We start from the raw sequence: 18,656 nt of genomic DNA on the forward strand, positions 1-18,656 counted from the left end.
TGGAAACACTGGCGCAACAGGTGCTAAAGGAGAAACTGGAGCGCAAGGAATCCAAGGATTAACAGGAAACACTGGCTTAACCGGAGCAAAAGGAGATACCGGAGCGCAAGGAATCCAAGGATTAACTGGAAACACTGGCGCAACAGGTGCAACTGGGAATACTGGTGCAATTGGAGCGAAAGGAAATACGGGTACAACAGGAGCACAAGGAATACAAGGTATAACAGGAAATACAGGAGCAACTGGAGCGCAAGGAATCCAAGGATTAACGGGAAACACTGGCTTAACCGGAGCTAAAGGCGATACGGGAGCAACTGGTGCAACGGGAGCGCAAGGAATACAAGGTATAACAGGAAATACGGGTACAACAGGAGTGCAAGGAATACAAGGTTTAACAGGAAACACCGGAGCAACAGGAGCAACTGGCGCACAAGGTATTCAAGGTTTAACCGGTCCAACAGGTGCGCAAGGAATTCAAGGTCTTACTGGACCTACAGGCGCTCAAGGTGTTACAGGAAGCACCGGTTCAACTGGAGTAGCAGGTTCAAATGGAAGTCAAATTTTATCTGGGGTATCTAATCCTACTTCCGGTATAGGTAATAATGGAGATTATTATTTCAATGCAACCACAAAATTTATATTTGGACCAAAATCGGGCGGTAATTGGGGTTCAGGTTTATCCTTACAAGGAAATATTGGAGCAACAGGTCCACAAGGCTTAGTTGGTGCAACAGGAGCAACTGGATCACAAGGAGCAACAGGAGCACAAGGAGCAACAGGAGTACAAGGCATTCAAGGAATAGCAGGAAATAATGGCGCAACGGGAGCCACTGGCGCTACAGGGCCTCAAGGTCCAGCTGGGGCTAGCGGTTCAAGTGTTGACGCTAGCACATCTGTAAAAGGAATTATTCAATTAGCTGGAGATTTAACAGGATCTGCCACTTTTCCAACAGTAGCAAATAATGCTATTACAAGTGCGAAAATTGTTGATGGTACAGTTTCAGCAGCAGATTTGGCAAATAATGCAGTAACTAGTGCTAAAATAGCTGCTGGCGCAGTTACGGCTACTCAAATAGCTTCAAGTGCAGTTACAGCAGACAAAATAGGAACTGGGACAATTCAAGGTTATAATATTCAAGATGGTGCTATTTTTAATGCTAAAATTGCAGATGGTACAATTTCAGCATCAAAATTACAAGGAGGTATTGATGCAAGTAAATTAGCATTTGCTTCTGTAACAGATGCTGCAATTGCAAATACATCTATTAGTCCAAGTAAATTAACTTCTGCTAGTGCTACTAATGGCCAGGTTTTAACATGGAACGGAGGTAATTGGGCTCCAGCAACTCCAAGTGCTTCAACCCCAGCAGACGCAAGTACATCCGCAAAAGGAGTAATTCAATTGGTTGGCGATTTAACGGGTACAGCAACGTCACCCACGATTGCTACTAATGCAATAACATCTGCTAAGATTTTAGATGGAACAATTGCAACCGCAGATTTAGCAAATAATGCAGTAACCTCTGCTAAAATAGCAACTGGAGCGGTAACCTCAAATGAAATTTTAGATGGAACAATTGCAACCGCAGATTTAGCAAATAATGCAGTAACCTCTGCTAAAATAGCAACTGGAGCGGTAACCTCAAATGAAATTCTAGATGGAACAATTGCAACCGCAGATTTAGCAAATGCTAGCATTACTGCTGATAAATTAAATAATATGTCTGCTACCAATGGTCAGGTTTTGAAATATAATGGCACAATATGGGCGCCTGCAACAGAGGCTGCAGCATCAAATTGGCTGTTAACAGGTAATTCCAATGCAACAGCATCAACCTTTTTAGGAACTACCAATAACGTAGCTTTCAAAATTGGTTCTAATAATCTTCAAATGTTACAGTTTGGTACAAGAGGGGCTTTGGGTTTAACTCAAAGTTATGCAGATTATACAGACGCTAATCAGCCACTGGTTTTTGTAAATGGGAATGGTACTACTTCGGCGCTACAATTTGAAGCAAGTGCTGCAAGTTTTTACAAGCCAATGTTCTACACTACTACTGATGGTAATTTTAGACTAAAAGGTAGTGCTGCCGGTACTGATTTCTTTGAGTTTGGAAGTTCTGGAACAGCTAACAACGGTAGATTAGATTTTGTTATAGGCGATGATGGCGATGAACCAATTGTGTTTTCTAAATTCAATTATTCACCAGCAGGTAATGTGGAGATGATGAGAATGCAAGGAATTGGGTTAAATAATAATGTAAGAGTAGGTATTAATACAAGCGGAACCGTTGCCGATTCTGAATTGCAAGTAGTAGGTAATACACATACAAATACACTTCAAGTTGGCGAAACATCAACAACAGTTGTTTCTGGGATATTCAAGATTTCTATATCTAGTGGCGCTTTTACAGTGACAAGGAATACTTCATCAACAAATAGAACTTATACGTTAACTGGTATCTCTGGTCTAAATGTTAATACGGCAACCGTAATGGTGTCTCCCAGAACTGCACTGCCAAACACAGTGGCAATAGGTTACGCTAGAGTTACCGGTACTAATTCAATAGAAATCAGTTTTAATAATACTAATACATCAAACACTAACATGTCTGATACGCAATTAAATATTACAATTATTCAGTAAAACCTCCTAAAACAAAAAAAGCTGTCTCAAAATAAAATGAGACAGCTTTTTTTTGTTTTCATAATTCGTATTCATATCATCCTATTATAATTATAAGAGTTATTTGATAAGAATTTATTTCTCTCTATTAATAATCCAATACTGCAAATTCAATAATCTTTGAATTGAAAAAAAATACTATTGTTCATTATATATCTAAATTGGGTTATTTTTTACTCAAAATGAGTATAAATAAGAAATTAGTTACTCGTATTGTGCAATACGAGTATGTTTTACTTTAATTAAAGGTTATTTTAACCTTTAATATTGTGATTCGTAAAAGTCTATATTAATTTTTTTATAATGATTCTCATTTAACCTCCAGTACTAAAATACGATTGGAGCTTTTGCGAATCGTATAAATATACCCAAATTGGGATTTTATTGCCTAAAATTACCCGTTTTAATTACTGCTCTTTCAGTAATATTAGCACATCAAAATATTATTGAAATTAGTTTAAAATATTCCTTACAATTAAAAATCGGTCTCAATTGTGGTTTAAATGATGATTATTAAGCCATTGCATGATGTGATTTTTTAATTTTCTATCATTTTCATCTAAATTAATCGAGATTTTATTCCCCAAATTTCTGATGGCTTTGAATTTGTCTAATACAAAGCATGAAGACGTTAATTTTAATATCAGTTTTAGTAGCAAGTTTAGGTTTCTCAACAATGGCTCAAACTATCGAAAGATTTGCTATTACATCAGGTGGTGGTGAAGCAACTTCAACATTTGGAGAAAATGTTCAATTCACAATCGGACAGGCTTATTCAACTAACACGTTAACTCAAAACGGATCTAATTATTTAACTCAAGGTTTTCAACAACCTAATCACTTTAACTATGTTACTAGAGAGATTACAGAATTTGCAGATAATAGCTTAAATAAAATTAATGCTTATCCTAACCCAGCAGTAAACTATACAAATGTAGCTATAAGCTTAATTGATGATGATGGGGTTTCGATTTCTATTATTGACATGTGGGGACAACCATTAACTTCTTCTAACTATAGTGTTACCCAAGGAAAACAAGTATTAAAATTCACTTTTGGTTACGTACCTGCAGGTGTATATTCGTTAAAAGTTATAGCAAACAAAAAAGTTTATACCAAAAAATTATTAATTGCTGGTGTAGAAGAAATAGTATCATTGTAAGTAAAATATATAAATTAACACTCTTAAATTCTAAATATCCTCGATATCATTTCGGGGATATTTTTTTTGCTTTTTTAAAAAATATCAAATACTGAGTTTGAAAAATTTCTCCTAAAATTGTTCATAAAATAAGTTTCTGATTTTATGTTTTTCGAGATTTAGGTAATCATAGTCGAATGAGAATTAAAATTGTGTTTTAAAAATTTATATTTGCGCATGACAAAAGACAATCTGCAAGATTTGAGAGACAGGATAACGTCTCTGAGGAGGCATCTTTGACGTTGATGCTAAACTTTTACTATTAGAAGAAGAAGAAGCCAAAACTCTTGAACCTAATTTTTGGGACCAACCAAAAGAAGCCGAAAAGGTTTTACACGCTATAAAGCTTAAAAAAACATGGACTGATGCTTTTTCAAAGGCAGAAACTGCTGTGGAAGATTTAGCCGTTTTATTGGAGTTTTTTCAGGCTGATGAAGCTACTGAAGATGAGTTAAAAATGGGTTATGCAGATACTTTGATTGCCGTAGAAGAATTAGAATTCAAAAATATGCTCTCGGCAGAAGAAGATCAATTAAGCGCAGTTGTGCAAATTACAGCTGGTGCTGGTGGTACAGAAAGTTGCGATTGGGCAGCAATGCTAATGCGGATGTACACCATGTGGGCGCAAAAAAATGGTTATAAAGTAACAGAGCAAGATTTCCAAGAAGGAGATGTAGCAGGCGTTAAAACGGTTACTTTGCAATTTGATGGAGATTTTTCTTACGGTTATCTTAAAGGTGAAAACGGAGTTCATCGTTTGGTGCGTATTTCTCCGTTTGATGCCAATGCTAAAAGACATACTTCCTTTGCTTCCGTTTACGTTTATCCATTGGTTGATGATACCATTGAGATTGACATAAACCCTGCCGAGGTAGAATTTGAAACTTTTAGAGCTGGTGGTGCTGGTGGGCAAAATGTGAACAAGGTAGAAACTGCCGTTCGGTTGTATCATAAACCCTCTGGTATTATTATTAAAAATCAGGAATCACGTTCTCAGCTTCAAAACAAGGAAAATGCCATGCGTTTATTAAAGTCTCAATTGTATGAGATTGAAATCCGTAAAAAAATGGAAATTACCAATGCTATTGAAGGCAATAAAAAGAAAATAGAATGGGGTTCACAAATTAGAAACTATGTTTTGCATCCCTATAAATTAGTAAAAGATTTAAGAACTGATTTTGAAACCTCTAATGCGCAAGCTGTTTTAGACGGGGAATTGGATGAATTTTTAAAATCATATTTAATGGAATATGGTGGTTCAAATTAATGATATATCGTTATGAAAAAAGCAATTTTATTTTTTGTTTTAATTCTTTCTAATCAGCTATTAAATGCACAAACTGTTATGAATTTATACGCTAATGAAATTCCGAATTCAAAAATAAATAAAGATTATATTGAAGAAAGTAATACAGGTACAGATGGGAAACTCAGGATAGGCAAAGTATCTGAACCTAAATTGATTGCATATTTTGCAGATAAACCAAACGGCACTGCAGTAATTATTTGCCCTGGTGGTGGGTATAAAATTTTAGCTATTTCACATGAGGGTTACCAAATTGCTCAAGAGTTTAATAAGCGAGGAATAACTGCATTTGTTTTAAAATACAGACTGCCGTCTGATGATATAATGCTTGATAAAAAAATTGGGACACTGCAAGACGCTCAACAAGCAATTAAAGTAGTAAGAGATAATGCTAGTAAATGGCAGCTAAATCCTGCAAAGATTGGAATTATGGGCTTCTCTGCCGGCGGACATTTAGCTTCCACTTTATCAACTCATTTTTTAAAATCATTAATTGAGAATCCTAACAACATTAATTTGAGACCTGATTTTTCTGTTCTAGGCTACCCAGTTGTTACTATGGATAGTTTTACACATCAAGGATCTAAAAATAATTTATTAGGCAATCATCCCACTGAGGCCGATATTATAGCGTTTTCTAATGAATTACAAGTAAATTCAAATACACCACCAGCATTTTTGTTTCATGCAAATGATGATAAAACTGTGCCGTCAGAAAATAGTGTAAATTATATGCTTGCGTTAAAAAAATCTAATGTGCCTGTTGAAGCTCATTTTTATAAAGGTGGAGGTCACGGGTTTGGTTTAGAAAATAAAACCACTAACGAAGAGTGGTTTGTAAGTATGTTAACTTGGTTAAAATCTATAAATATGCTTGATTAAGGGGTTAAAACATCTAACAATTTAACCAACTCATCAACCTTATCATTAGCTCCTGCTTTCTCGTAGGAGCTAATTAAATTCCTTAGCACTCTCTTAATAATTTCTGTATTGGTACAAGGTTCGTAAAAAAAACTTTCGGGCTTTATTTGCAACTGACGTAAAAACTGATCAATATCTCGCTTTCCAAAAATATAACCTTTGTTAAAAACATTAATATAAAACAAAATGGCTTTCTCTTTCTCATTTTGTTCAAGCTCATCAATATAAGCTAAAATAAAATGTTGTGGTAAGTTTACCCCATATATAGGAATGTCTAACTTTTGCGCAATAATTGAGTATATAATAGCCAAAGAAATTTGGTTCCCTTTTTTACTTTCTAATACCTGGTTTAAATAAGAGTTTAACGGATTTTGGTGATTACTTGTATTGCCAGAAAATCCATAAATGGTATAAAAAACATGGTTTAAAAGCTTCACCTTTTCTACTGGGCTTGCTTCATACATCATTTGTAGCCAAACATCTCTTTTAATGGCTTCAATTTGGTTAATTATTTTTTCTTCATCCAAATCTGGGTATTGGTACTTATTGATAATTAAAATCCCTCTTAATAAATCAAAACCGCCGCTTTGGTGCCATAAAGCCAAATCTTCCCGTACATTTTGGTACTGTATTTTGTGTACCAAGTTTTCTATACGCTCTTGCAATAAAGCATCAAAAGATTGCTCCCAAGCATCTTCTAAATAGCTAATTATTTCATTACCGTAAGACAATAATTTATCTTCAATATGGTCAAATATTTGGGGGTCGGGGTCGTCTAATAATTTTATTAGGGAACTTATTTCTCTTTCATTAATCATAATCTTACAAATTTAAAGTCGATAAAATAAAACTTTAATTTTTGTTTATATACCTTGTAGCATTATGTTTATTTTAGCATCATGTTTAATACAACACTTACAAAAAACTATTTAAAACACATCATGAGTGCCAAAACAAGGCATGGTACTCATTCTCCATTTGTTTACAATTTGGTAGATAAAGTAATTTACAATTTTAAAGATAATTCTGATTACAATAATTTAGAAAATTTACGCGAAAGTTTACTTAAAGATGAAAGTGTGATAACTATTACAGATTTAGGTGCAGGTTCTCAGGTTAATAATAAAAAACAGAAAAAAATAAAATCATTGGCTAAAAATGCCTTAAAGCCTAAAAAATTAGCCCAATTGTTATATAGGTTAGCAAAAGAATTTAAGCCTAATAATTTAATAGAATTAGGTACTTGTTTAGGGCTTACCACTGCTTATTTTAGTGTAGCTGTACCAAACGCAAAAATAACAACCATGGAGGGCTGTCCGCAAACTGCAAAAAGTGCGCAACAAAATTGGGAGAAATTAAACTTAAGTAATATAAATGTAGAAATAGGGGATTTTGATGATAACTTACCTAAAGTGTTGGCAAAAGAAGAAAATATTGATTTTGTTTTTATAGACGGTAACCATAGAAAACAAGCTACCTTAAATTATTTTGATTGGTGCTTACCCAAAGTACATGATAAAACGGTACTCATTTTCGACGATATTTATTGGAGCGTTGGTATGAAAGAAGCTTGGGAAGAAATAAAAAACCACCCTGATGTTACTGTAACTATAGATTTGTTTTGGATTGGACTTGTGTTTTTTAAAACAGATCAAGCGAAACAGAATTTTAAAATAAAATTTTAATAAACTTGGCATAAGATTAGTCTATCTAAAAAAATAAGCATTTAAGATATGAAAGAATTTCCTGTTACCGCAAAAAGAGCTTTGGAGCTTTTAGGCCTTTTTTTAATTGGGTATATCCTTTTGGTAGGAAGTAGCATTATTATGCCCATTTTAATGGCTTTTTTTATTAGTATGATGCTTTTGCCAGTTTACAGATTTTTGAAGAACAGGAAATTCCCACAAATTATAGCCATATCACTACCTATTTTGTTAATGCTGATTATTGTTTCTGGATTAGTTTGGTTTTTTTCTGCACAAATTCAAATATTAATTGAAGATTTTCCATTAATTAAAAAAAATATAAATGTTCATCTTAATTCTTTAAGCCAGTGGATTAGAGGGTTTACTCATTTCTCTACAGAACAGCAAATTAGCTTTATAAACGAACAAAGTAATAAGCTCCTAAGTGGTACAGGTGCTATTTTAAGTGGAATTTTAGGTTCAGTATCTGGAGCCTTGATATTTTTTGGTTTGTTACCAATTTATATCTTTCTGATGTTATCGTATAAAAACCTGTTATTAAAATTTTGCATCATGTGGTTTAGTGATGAGGATTTACCAAGTGTAAAAGAAAGTATTAAACAAATTGAAGACATTATACAGAGTTATTTAATGGGATTATTGATACAGATATTATACATCACAGTACTCTTAGGTGGTATTTTATGGATAATTGGAATTAAACATGCTTTGTTAATTGGTGTATTATTTGCCATATTAAACCTTATCCCATACATTGGGGCATTATTTGGTAATATATTAGGTGTAATGCTTACCGTAAGTTCAACGCAAGAAGTATGGCCAATTTTCACCGTATTAATTGTAATAGCGGTAGTTCAGTTTTTAGATAATAATATTTTGATGCCACGTATAGTTGGCTCTAAAGTAAAGATAAATAGTTTAGTAGCCATATTGGGGATAGTTTTAGCAGGTACTTTGGCCGGTATCTCAGGAATGTTTTTAGCACTACCAATTATAGCTATATTAAAAATTGCTTTTGACCGAACAAAGAATTTCAAAAAATGGGGTGTTTTAATTGGAGATGACGTTCCAGAAGAGAACCCTTTAAATAAATAATAAAAAAAGCAAGAAGGTTTAAAACATCTTCTTGCTTTTAATTTTAAGAAGTAATTTTGATCATTGATCATTGACCATTTTACATCCAATTAAAACGCTTCACCTAAAGAAAGGTAAAAACCACTAATTCTTTTCTCTCCCATTGGTTTTTCTCCCAAAGCATAATCAATTCTTAGGGCTAAACCTTTTTCTAAATCAAAAAATATTCTTGCACCTAAACCATAAGTTGGTTTAAAATCAGTGTCAATAAAAGAATTTTCACCATAAACTTTACCTGCGCCACCAAAAGCAACTAGGCCAAATCTTGGTATTGGTCTGTATCTTAATTCAGCTTGTGAAGTAATCATGTTTTTATCACGGAAACGCCCACTGTAATACGCTCTCATAAATTGGTCGTTACCCATTTGCCTTAAGTTATAAAAAGGAATAGGTTTTTTAGAGATTAAACCTTCATAAATAGCGTTAACGGCTAAATTTAATTTTGGATTTATTTTGTTGAATTGACGTAAGTCAGCAGTAATTAAACTGCCATTAAAATTAGGAGAACCAAAAAAGTTTGGCGCATAAGCGTACTGTAATTTTGCATACAAACCTTTACTTGGGTAAGGCACATTATCTCTCGAATCAAAAAATGAAGTAGCTTTAAAAAACATAAACTGGCCACCATCTTTATCAATAACATTAGGGCTAGTTTCATAAATACCGCCAGCAACTTTATCTGTATAACCCACATTCTCATACTCCAAACCACCACCTAAGTAAAGGTTTTTAGCTACCAGTTTTTCTAATTCTCCGTTTAACCTAAACCTGCTTATGTCTATCTCGTCTTCATTTACTAATAAAGTGCTGTTACCAACACCGTAAACATTAAATGGTTGTTTTAATAATTTTGCCTCTGCAATATAATGGTAATTGTTTCCAGATGTCCAAACATCAGTTTTAAAACTTATTTGAACTCTTTTTTTGGTACTAAAACTTAATACCCCATAAGCCTGCGAAGCTTTTATGTTAGCATCATTTTTATCGGCATAAAAAGAATAAATACCTATTGCACCCAATGTTAAGCCAGCTTCTTGCGAATAACCAATTAAAGGTAAAGGCAAAAAACTATTATGTCTTGTGGTATCTTTTGAAAATAATTTATTGATGATTTTATTTTGAGCACTTAGGTGTAAGGTGCAAGAAGTAAGTAGCAAAAAAAATATAATTTTTCTCATTGTAGGTTGTTCTCTTTAATTCAGATTGGTACAGTTTGCATACACATTTTTAATGCCTAAACTTTTTATACAAATTGGTGTATCTAAAATAGATTTATATAAGGCGCAATATAAAGCTTTAAATTCCATCAAAAAACAATCTATTTCTTTCAATACAGCATAAAACCTTATTTTTGCAAAAAAAAGATTAAAATGAGCAAGCAAAGAGGTCCAATTTCTCAGTTTATAGAGAAAAACTATTTACACTTTAATGCCGCGGCATTAATGGATGCAGCAAAAGGATACGAAACCCATTTAGATGAAGGTGGAAAAATGATGATTACCCTTGCTGGCGCTATGAGTACTGCAGAATTGGGGATTTCATTAGCCGAAATGATAAGACAAGATAAAGTATCGATAATTTCTTGTACAGGCGCAAATTTAGAAGAAGATATAATGAATTTGGTAGCTCATTCACACTATAAAAGAGTGCCAAATTACAGAGATTTAAGTCCGCAAGATGAGTGGGATTTATTAGAAAACCACTATAACAGAGTTACTGATACCTGTATTCCAGAAGAAGAAGCTTTTAGAAGATTACAAAAGCATATCGAAAAAATATGGAAAGACGCTGAGGCTGCTGGCGAAAGATATTTCCCTCATGAATTTATGTACAAAATGCTGTTGAGTGGTGTTTTGGAACAGTATTATGAAATTGACCCAAAAAATTCTTGGATGTTGGCTGCGGCCGAAAAAAACTTGCCCATTGTTGTACCTGGATGGGAAGACTCAACCATGGGTAATATTTTTGCATCTTATGTTATCAAAGGCCAGTTAAAAGCTAGCACCATGAAAAGTGGTATTGAATACATGACTTGGTTAGCAGGCTGGTACCCAGAAAATTCAGGAGGTAAAGGTTTAGGCTTTTTTCAAATTGGTGGCGGTATTGCTGGCGATTTTCCTATTTGTGTAGTGCCAATGTTGTATCAAGATATGGAAATGGAAAATATTCCTTTCTGGAGTTATTTCTGTCAAATATCAGATTCTACAACTTCTTATGGTTCTTACTCTGGTGCAGTGCCAAACGAAAAAATTACTTGGGGTAAACTAGATATACATACACCTAAGTTTATAGTGGAATCAGATGCAACTATTGTTGTACCTTTAATGTTCGCTTGGATTTTAGGGCAATAATCTTATTAAAATTTTAAAAAAAAGAGATTTACCAAAAGGTGAATCTCTTTTTTGTTTTTATACATGAACGCTCAATACTTTTCAGAATTCTATTTAAAAAACATTTAAATGAATTTTGTTCAAAACGTTTCTTTGGGTACGATATATTCACTATTTACCAGTTACTATTCACTCAATTTGCTATCGCCCAACTTACTGTTTTATCATTTTTAACTAAAACGCTTCACCCAAAGAAATGTAAAAACCACTAATTCTTTTCTCGCCCATTGGCTTTTCTCCCCAAGCATAATCTACTCTTAAGGCTAAACTTTTCTCTAAATCAAAAAATATTCTTGCTCCTAATCCATAACTAGGTTTAAAATTTTGTTGTGGCAAAAAGCCTCTATTATAAACCGAACCAACACCACCAAACGCGGCCATGCCAAACCTATTTATTATTTTATAACGTAACTCGGCCTGTAAGGCCATATAATTTTTATCTCTATATCTTCCCAAATAATAACCACGCATAATTTGGTCATTACCCATTTGCCTTAACATATAAAATGGAATATCTTTTTTACTAGTTACAGCCTCATAAAACAGCTGGTTTCCTAAAACTAATTTTTTGTTAACAGATTTAAAATATCTTAAATCTGTTGTAAATAAGTTCCCTTTAAAATTGTTGCCACCAAAAAAATCTGGCGCATAAGCATATCTAAATCTTCCGTAAAATCCTTTTGTGGTGTAAGTATTGCTATTTCTTGTATCTAATAATTGGGTAATTTTTAAAAAAACATATCTACCACCATCTTTATCAATTAAATTTGCTTGGTTTTCCAAATCAAAAATACCGCCTGGTTCATCATCTTTAAAATTTACAGATTCAAATTCAAAACCTACTCCCGGATAGTAAGATTTTGTAAATTGTTTTTCAATTTCGGCACCAACTCGCCATCTTGTTTGTACTACTAAATCTTCATCTGCTTTACTAGTATTACTCCCTAAACCATAAAAATTAAATGGAATATTTGAAAACCTAGCTTCGTATAATTGATGCCATTTATTCCCCTTGGTCCAAATATCTGCTTTGCTAGAAATTTGACTTACTCCCTTTGTACTCGTAAAAGCCACTCCATAAATTTGGGATGCCCTTATAGTGCTATCCGTTTTATCTAAATAAAAAGAATAAATTCCTACAGCTCCAAATTCAAAACCAGCTTCTTGGGTATAACCAATTAAAGGGACCGGAAAAAAGCTATTATGCCTTGTGGTATCGCTAGAGAATAGCTTTTCAATTAACTTTTTTTGCGCCGTACAGTTAATACTACCTAAAAGCGCTATAGTTAAAAAAAATATTTTTTTCATGGTTTTAAAAAAACCAAAGTTTCGATTTTATTTTCAATTAAAATTTTCTTAAAGTATTTAAAACGGTTAAAAGTCGAATATTTTACATCCTACTCACAAACCACAAAAAAATTATCGTAAAATCTGAATCTGATGCTAGTATTGTTGTTCTTTATTGTTCGCTTAGTTTTTAGGTTAGTAATATTATTGTATTTTAAACAAAGAAGAGATTTATCCGTAAGGTAAATCTCTTCTTTTTATTTTCATTACTCAGTATTCAGTACTCACTACTCACTACTCACTACTCATTACTCACTACTCATTACTCACTAAATAACCTAAACCTTATAAGCCTGCCTAGCCAATAACTTCCATTCTCCATTAGGCTGCTCCTTAAAAATTAACATAACGCCTAAATAAACTTCTCCAGGGTTACCTTTATCATTTGTAGTTGCGTGTAAATTATGTCTTACAATAGCAACATCTCCTTCAATTTTAACAGTTTGTTTAATTATATCAATAGTTACAAAATCAGATTGATTAGTAACTAAATTATAAACAAAATCTTTTTTAGTTTCAATTCTCCCACTAGAATGTCCGTAAGACAAACTATCGCAAGTAATGTATTCTAAATCAGCTTGACGGCCGCTTATTAAGGCATCAACAAAATATTTTGCTGCAATTTCTACTTTCTCTTTTTTTGTTTGTGCTTTAATGTTAAACGCAGCAAATACTATAAATAAAGTAATTAGTGATTTTCCTTTCATGGTTTGTTTTTTTGAATGCTAAAATATGTTTTTTTTAACTTTTTGCTAAATTATAAAATCATTTAAGGTAAAAATCAATTTTAGTACCTTTGCCACCCAAGATTAAAATTTTATGAAAGTATCAGCATTAGGAGAATCATTAGTAAGCTCAGAAATTATTAAAATTGCCGGTGAGGTAAATGAAATGAAAGCAAAAGGAATAGAAGTTGCTAATTTAACTATTGGTGATTTTGACCCAAAACTTTTTCCAATACCACAGCAATTACAAAACGATATTGTTGAAGCTTATGAAGCCCATCAAACTAATTACCCACCTGCGGGCGGTGTTTTAGCATTAAGACAAAGTGTTTCTACTTTTTTGAAAGAGAGGTTAAATTTAGATTATTCGGCCAATAACGAAATTCTAATTTCTGGTGGCTCTCGTCCGTTAATTTATGCTACTTTTTTAGCTTTGGTAGATGCTGGTGATACCATTCTTTACCCAGCACCATCTTGGAATAATAACCATTACGCACATTTATTAGGAGCAAACGGAGTTGCAGTGCCAACCCAGCCAGAAAACAACTTTATGCCAACTGGTGCAGATATAAAACCGTATTTAAAAGGGGCAACATTATTGGCATTATGCTCTCCTTTAAACCCAACCGGAACTATGTTTACGGCAGATAATTTAAAAGAAATTTGTGAGTTGGTGTTAGAAGAAAATCAATCAAGGGGGGCAAATGAGAAACCTTTATATATTTTCTACGATCAAATTTATTCACAACTAACCTTTGGTAATCACAAACATGTAAACCCAGTAACTTTAGTGCCAGCATTAAGAGATTATACCGTTTTTATTGATGGAAGCTCCAAATGTTTTGCTGCAACAGGCGTAAGAGTAGGTTGGGGCTTTGGTCCCGCTCATATTTTAGAGAAAATGAGAGCTATTGTAAGCCACATGGGTGCTTGGGCGCCAAAGGCAGAACAGGTTGCGATGTCTAAATTTTTAGTAAATACGCCTGCCGTTGATGAATTTCTGAACACATTTAAAAATAAAGTTACCGAAAGTTTAGATACCCTTTACAATGGTTTAATGGATCTTAAAAATGAAGGTTTTGCTATTGATGCTATTGAGCCAATGGGTGCCATTTATTTAACCATAAAAATAGATTATGTTGGTAAAACTACTCCAAATGGCTTTGTTTTAGAAACATCAACAGCTTTAAATTTCTATTTAATAAAAGAAGCAAATATTGCTTTGGTGCCTTTTTCTGCATTTGGTACAGAAGAAATGTGCTGGTTTAGAGCATCAGTAGGGGCAAGTTCTGCAAAAGAAATTAGGAGTAAACTACCAGCTTTAAAAGAAGCTTTATCAAAACTGAAATAAATATAATTATCCAAATTGCTGTTTTTAGCAATTTGGATAATTTAACTTCCTTTTGCTAAAGCATATAACTTATTCAAATCGACTAAATAAATAGAATTATTACCGCCAATTAGTTCTCGGGCTTTAGCTAAATCCTCTAAGGCTACATTTTTATCGTTCGCAATAATTTTAGCTCTTGCTAACAATAAATAGGTCTCAATTCTGCCGTTCGTGTTGTTTTGTTGTATAGCTAAAGAATTGGCTTGTATAAAAAACCACTTTGCTTGTACCAAGCTTTTTGCTTTTAAGTAAACTTTACCCAATAATAAATAGCATTTATACTCCGCATATTTGCCGCCAAACCTATTGCTTTTTGGTAATAATTGCTGAATAATAATGTTTTCTGCTTTTTTTGTAAAGCCTAATTCAAACGCATTTTTGGCTTCTAATGTTTGTAAATTGTAGCGTTCTTTAAAAGTTAAGAACAAACCATAATGTTGTTTACTATAATATATAAAATATTGAGCTTGTTGGTAGTTTCCAATTTGTTGGTAAATTTTAATTAAATTTTGGGTTGTTTTTGCTTTTTGCAAAGAGTCTGTGGTAACGGTAAAAACATGGTTTAAATAATACAATGATGTTTTTAAATCATTATTATGTAATGCATTAATGGCTAAAATTTCATTAAATTTTGATTGCTTTCTATTAAAACCGTTATCAAAAAAACGTAAATTATTTTTTAAAAAGCTATAATCATTTAAGCTACTTAAATAAATATTTTGATCTAACTGGTTTAATGAACTTCTAATAATTAAACTTTTAGTGCTTTTTTTTAAAGAATCACTGATTAAAGTAGGATTTGTATTTAATGTGATTTTGCTATCAGCGGTATTACAAAAACTGTTAGTATAAAAGTTTAAAAACAGAAAAAAGAAGAATATATTTTTCATTTTAGTTTTATGCAAAATACAGTTAATGAATTTATAAACCTTTATTTTATTGATATATTTTAAGAGCTATCAATTTTTATAATTAAAAATAATTTCTGTTACATTTATATTATGTACCTTAAATAATATTGCTTGTTAAATAATTTAATCCTAAAAAATCATTATAAAAACCTAAAAAATATATGGAAAAGAAAGTAAACAGACCTGTAAGGGTTTTGGTTGCAAAAGTAGGCTTAGATGGGCATGATAGGGGAGCTAAAATTATTGCCACTTCTTTACGTGATGCGGGTATGGAGGTTATTTACACAGGTTTAAGGCAAACGCCAGAAATGGTTGTAAATACAGCAATACAAGAAGATGTTGATGCTATTGGCGTTTCTATTCTTTCAGGCGCACACATGACGGTTTTTCCGAAAATAATGAAGCTACTTCAAGATAATCAAATAAGCGATGTTTTGGTTACAGGTGGTGGCATAATTCCAGAAAATGATAATATTGAACTTACAAAACTAGGTGTAGGGAAGCTATTTAACCCAGGTACCACCACCACAGATATTGTAGCTTATATTAATGAATGGGTTTACGAAAACAGAAATTTTTAAATATAACGAGTATGAATTTCCAGAATATAATAACAGAATTAGAGTCTAATATTTTAAAAATCACTATAAATAGGCCAACAAAGTTAAATGCTTTAAACAAACAAACTTTAGAAGAACTGCACATTGCAATTCTTGATGCTCAGGACAATAAAGAAGTAGGCGGAATAATTTTAACAGGTTCTGGCGAAAAGGCTTTTGTTGCAGGTGCAGATATTTCTGAGTTTTCTAATTACAGTGTAGATGAAGGAAGAAAATTAGCATTTAATGGTCAGGATGATGTGTTTGATATGATTGCAAATTCTGAAAAACCTGTTTTAGCAGCTATTAACGGTTTCGCTTTAGGCGGAGGATTAGAGTTAGCCTTAGCATGTCATATAAGAATAGCTAGCGAAAATGCAAAATTAGGTTTCCCCGAAGTAACCTTAGGGCTAATACCTGGATATGGAGGTACACAACGTTTAACTCAATTAATTGGCAAGGGTAGGGCAATGGAGATGATTTTAACTGCAAATATGATTGATGCTAACGAAGCCTTTAACTATGGTTTGCTTAATAAAGTAACTACTGCAGAAGAGCTAATGCCAACATGCTTAAAAATGATGGAAACAATAATTAGTCGTTCTCCAACAGCAATTTCAGCAGCAATAAGAGCAATAAACGCTGGATTTAATGCTGCAAATGATGGTTTTATGGTGGAAATTGAAGAATTTGGAAAATGTTTTGGTACAGAAGATTTTAAAGAAGGTGTAAATGCCTTCTTAGAAAAGCGAAAACCTGTATTTTTAAGAAAATAAAATAGCATATAAAATATATTTATGCTTTATAGTTAATTGTGTAGAAAGTTTTTCCCAATTAAAATTATTAATTATATTCGCTCAGTTAATTTTAATTAAATTTATTGTATTAAGAGCAAAAATATTCCATGAAAAAAATTCTTATAGTTGATGATGAGGTAAACATTGGTTTGTTGTTATCTAAATTCTTATCCAGAAATGGTTTTGAAGTTAAAACAGCAACATCTGGTGTGGCTGCATTTGAAATTATGGCCAAGGAAAGTTTCAACTTAGTACTTTGCGATTTTAGGTTGGAAGATACTGATGGGAGGGAAATTTTAAAGAAAATTAAATTAAACTATCCAAGAACAGGAGTTATTATTATCACTGGTTATTCTGACATTAAGCTTGCTGTCGAATTAATAAAGATGGGTGCTTATGATTATATCACAAAGCCACTCTATCCCGATGAAATTTTAAATACCATCAAAAAAGCTATTGATACACAACAGGCTTTAAATGAGGAGATGGATAAGCCTAAATCTTCAACAGAAGTAGGTAAAAACAGAGAAGTAAATAATAACGGAGCATTTAAACAAGAAGATTACGTTGTGGGGCAAAGTCCGGCAGCAAAAGAATTGATACGCCAAATAGATTTAGTTGCGCCAACAGGTTACAGTGTTATATTAATCGGCGAAAGCGGAACAGGAAAAGAATCAGTAGCAAAAAGTATTCATTTAAAAAGCCCAAGAAGAGACAAGCCTTTTGTGGCAATGGACTGTGGGTCTTTAACAAAAGAATTAGCCGGTTCAGAATTTTTTGGTCACGAAAAAGGGTCATTTACCGGAGCATTATATACTAAGATTGGTCACTTTGAAATGGCTAATGGCGGCACATTATTTTTAGATGAGGTAGGTAATTTATCCTACGAAATACAAGCTGCCTTATTAAGAACAGTGCAAGAAAGAAAAGTTAAGCGTATAGGTTCAACAAAAGAGATAGATTTAGATGTTAGAATTATTGTTGCAACCAATGAAAACCTTATTGATGCGATTTCTAAAGGTAGATTTAGAGAAGATTTATACCACAGATTTAACGAGTTTGGAATTTACATGCCCCCTTTAAGAGAGCGTGGAAAAGATATAATGACATTTGCAGAATATTTTCTATTATCAGCAAATAATGAATTAAATAAAGAGGTAAAAGGCTTTTCTGCTGATGTTGAAGAAAGTTTTTTAACTTACCCTTGGCCAGGTAATGTGCGTGAACTTAAAAATGTTTTAAGAAGAGCAGTATTGTTAACAGAGGGAGATTTTATTCAAACTAAAGCTTTGCCTTTAGAAATTTCTACACATTCTAAGGTTTCTGCTTTTGAAAATGCCATAGAAACCGCAAGTGCCAATAATGTAAAAGAAAAGAAACTTGATTTAAAAAACGCTGCTCAAGAAGCAGAGTATGATACCATTCTAAAAGTTTTAAAAGAGGTTAAGTTTAATAAAACCAAAGCAGCTCAAATATTAAATATAGATAGAAAAACGCTTTACAATAAAATGAAAGCAATTAATATAGAGTAAACCTAAATACA

At 32.8% G+C, this 18,656-nt stretch carries 16 protein-coding genes; 11 read left to right on the plus strand and 5 right to left on the minus strand.

What is annotated here, in order from left to right:
• The 4 genes from ACFSSE_RS03410 to ACFSSE_RS03425 form a co-directional block, all read left to right on the plus strand.
• Positions 1 to 2,647: beta strand repeat-containing protein (locus ACFSSE_RS03410; protein ID WP_379100710.1), on the plus strand; the 2,647-nt coding region annotated here is incomplete at its 5' end.
• A 661-nt stretch (positions 2,648 to 3,308) separates the two neighbouring features.
• A complete protein-coding gene (locus ACFSSE_RS03415; RefSeq protein WP_379044444.1) occupies positions 3,309 to 3,848 on the plus strand; it encodes a T9SS type A sorting domain-containing protein in 540 nt (179 codons plus the stop codon).
• Positions 3,849 to 4,064: 216 nt separating this feature from the next.
• A protein-coding gene (gene prfB / locus ACFSSE_RS03420; RefSeq protein WP_379044447.1) for a peptide chain release factor 2 occupies positions 4,065 to 5,154 on the plus strand; the annotation gives its coding sequence in 2 pieces (ribosomal slippage) (positions 4,065 to 4,124 and positions 4,126 to 5,154; 1,089 coding nt in all).
• A gap of 12 nt (positions 5,155 to 5,166) precedes the next feature.
• Positions 5,167 to 6,075 carry an alpha/beta hydrolase gene (locus ACFSSE_RS03425; RefSeq protein ID WP_379044450.1) on the plus strand — a complete coding sequence of 303 codons (909 nt, stop codon included), beginning with the start codon at positions 5,167 to 5,169 and terminating at the stop codon, positions 6,073 to 6,075.
• Here the strand turns inward: ACFSSE_RS03425 and ACFSSE_RS03430 are convergent.
• Entirely contained in the window at positions 6,072 to 6,932 is an 861-nt protein-coding gene (locus ACFSSE_RS03430; protein ID WP_379044453.1) for a transglutaminase-like domain-containing protein, read from the minus strand. The genes ACFSSE_RS03425 and ACFSSE_RS03430 overlap by 4 nt on opposite strands.
• 123 nt (positions 6,933 to 7,055) lie before the next feature.
• Here ACFSSE_RS03430 and ACFSSE_RS03435 point away from each other — a divergent pair, with 123 nt between their 5' ends.
• Positions 7,056 to 7,799 (plus strand): O-methyltransferase, encoded by a 744-nt coding sequence (locus tag ACFSSE_RS03435; protein ID WP_379100713.1) that lies wholly within the window; start codon positions 7,056 to 7,058, stop codon positions 7,797 to 7,799.
• A gap of 48 nt (positions 7,800 to 7,847) precedes the next feature.
• Positions 7,848 to 8,915, plus strand: a complete 1,068-nt coding sequence (locus ACFSSE_RS03440; protein WP_379044459.1) for an AI-2E family transporter — start codon at positions 7,848 to 7,850, stop codon at positions 8,913 to 8,915.
• Between the two features lie 89 nt (positions 8,916 to 9,004).
• Here ACFSSE_RS03440 and ACFSSE_RS03445 read toward each other — a convergent pair whose 3' ends face one another.
• Positions 9,005 to 10,132 carry a BamA/TamA family outer membrane protein gene (locus ACFSSE_RS03445; protein ID WP_379044462.1) on the minus strand — a complete coding sequence of 376 codons (1,128 nt, stop codon included), beginning with the start codon at positions 10,130 to 10,132 and terminating at the stop codon, positions 9,005 to 9,007.
• Positions 10,133 to 10,324: 192 nt separating this feature from the next.
• Here ACFSSE_RS03445 and ACFSSE_RS03450 point away from each other — a divergent pair, with 192 nt between their 5' ends.
• The gene (locus ACFSSE_RS03450; RefSeq protein WP_379044465.1) at positions 10,325 to 11,305 is read left to right on the plus strand and encodes a deoxyhypusine synthase family protein; all 981 of its coding nucleotides are present in this window, start codon (positions 10,325 to 10,327) and stop codon (positions 11,303 to 11,305) included.
• 213 nt (positions 11,306 to 11,518) lie between these two features.
• Here ACFSSE_RS03450 and ACFSSE_RS03455 read toward each other — a convergent pair whose 3' ends face one another.
• Together ACFSSE_RS03455 and ACFSSE_RS03460 are read right to left on the minus strand one after the other, a co-directional pair.
• Complete coding sequence (locus ACFSSE_RS03455) at positions 11,519 to 12,652, minus strand: BamA/TamA family outer membrane protein (protein ID WP_379044468.1); 1,134 nt, start codon at positions 12,650 to 12,652, stop codon at positions 11,519 to 11,521.
• Between the two features lie 317 nt (positions 12,653 to 12,969).
• Positions 12,970 to 13,398 (minus strand): nuclear transport factor 2 family protein, encoded by a 429-nt coding sequence (locus tag ACFSSE_RS03460; protein WP_379044471.1) that lies wholly within the window; start codon positions 13,396 to 13,398, stop codon positions 12,970 to 12,972.
• A gap of 112 nt (positions 13,399 to 13,510) precedes the next feature.
• Between ACFSSE_RS03460 and ACFSSE_RS03465 the strand changes: the two genes are divergently transcribed.
• Positions 13,511 to 14,767, plus strand: a complete 1,257-nt coding sequence (locus ACFSSE_RS03465; RefSeq protein WP_379044474.1) for a pyridoxal phosphate-dependent aminotransferase — start codon at positions 13,511 to 13,513, stop codon at positions 14,765 to 14,767.
• A gap of 41 nt (positions 14,768 to 14,808) precedes the next feature.
• On the opposite strand, the gene ACFSSE_RS03470 is transcribed toward ACFSSE_RS03465, so the two are convergent.
• Positions 14,809 to 15,696 (minus strand): hypothetical protein, encoded by an 888-nt coding sequence (locus ACFSSE_RS03470; protein ID WP_379044477.1) that lies wholly within the window; start codon positions 15,694 to 15,696, stop codon positions 14,809 to 14,811.
• Positions 15,697 to 15,878: 182 nt separating this feature from the next.
• On the opposite strand from ACFSSE_RS03470, the gene ACFSSE_RS03475 reads away from it, so the two are divergent.
• The 3 genes from ACFSSE_RS03475 (at position 15,879) to ACFSSE_RS03485 (ending at position 18,645) form a co-directional block, all read left to right on the plus strand.
• Positions 15,879 to 16,298: a cobalamin B12-binding domain-containing protein gene (locus tag ACFSSE_RS03475; RefSeq protein ID WP_379044480.1), complete on the plus strand. Its 420-nt coding sequence runs from the start codon at positions 15,879 to 15,881 to the stop codon at positions 16,296 to 16,298.
• An 11-nt stretch (positions 16,299 to 16,309) separates the two neighbouring features.
• Positions 16,310 to 17,092 (plus strand): enoyl-CoA hydratase/isomerase family protein, encoded by a 783-nt coding sequence (locus ACFSSE_RS03480; protein WP_379044483.1) that lies wholly within the window; start codon positions 16,310 to 16,312, stop codon positions 17,090 to 17,092.
• Between the two features lie 128 nt (positions 17,093 to 17,220).
• The gene (locus ACFSSE_RS03485) at positions 17,221 to 18,645 is read left to right on the plus strand and encodes a sigma-54-dependent transcriptional regulator (RefSeq protein ID WP_379044486.1); all 1,425 of its coding nucleotides are present in this window, start codon (positions 17,221 to 17,223) and stop codon (positions 18,643 to 18,645) included.
• Positions 18,646 to 18,656 lie beyond the last annotated feature (11 nt).

The organism is Pedobacter alpinus (assembly GCF_042684645.1).
GTDB lineage: Bacteria > Bacteroidota > Bacteroidia > Sphingobacteriales > Sphingobacteriaceae > Pseudopedobacter > Pseudopedobacter alpinus.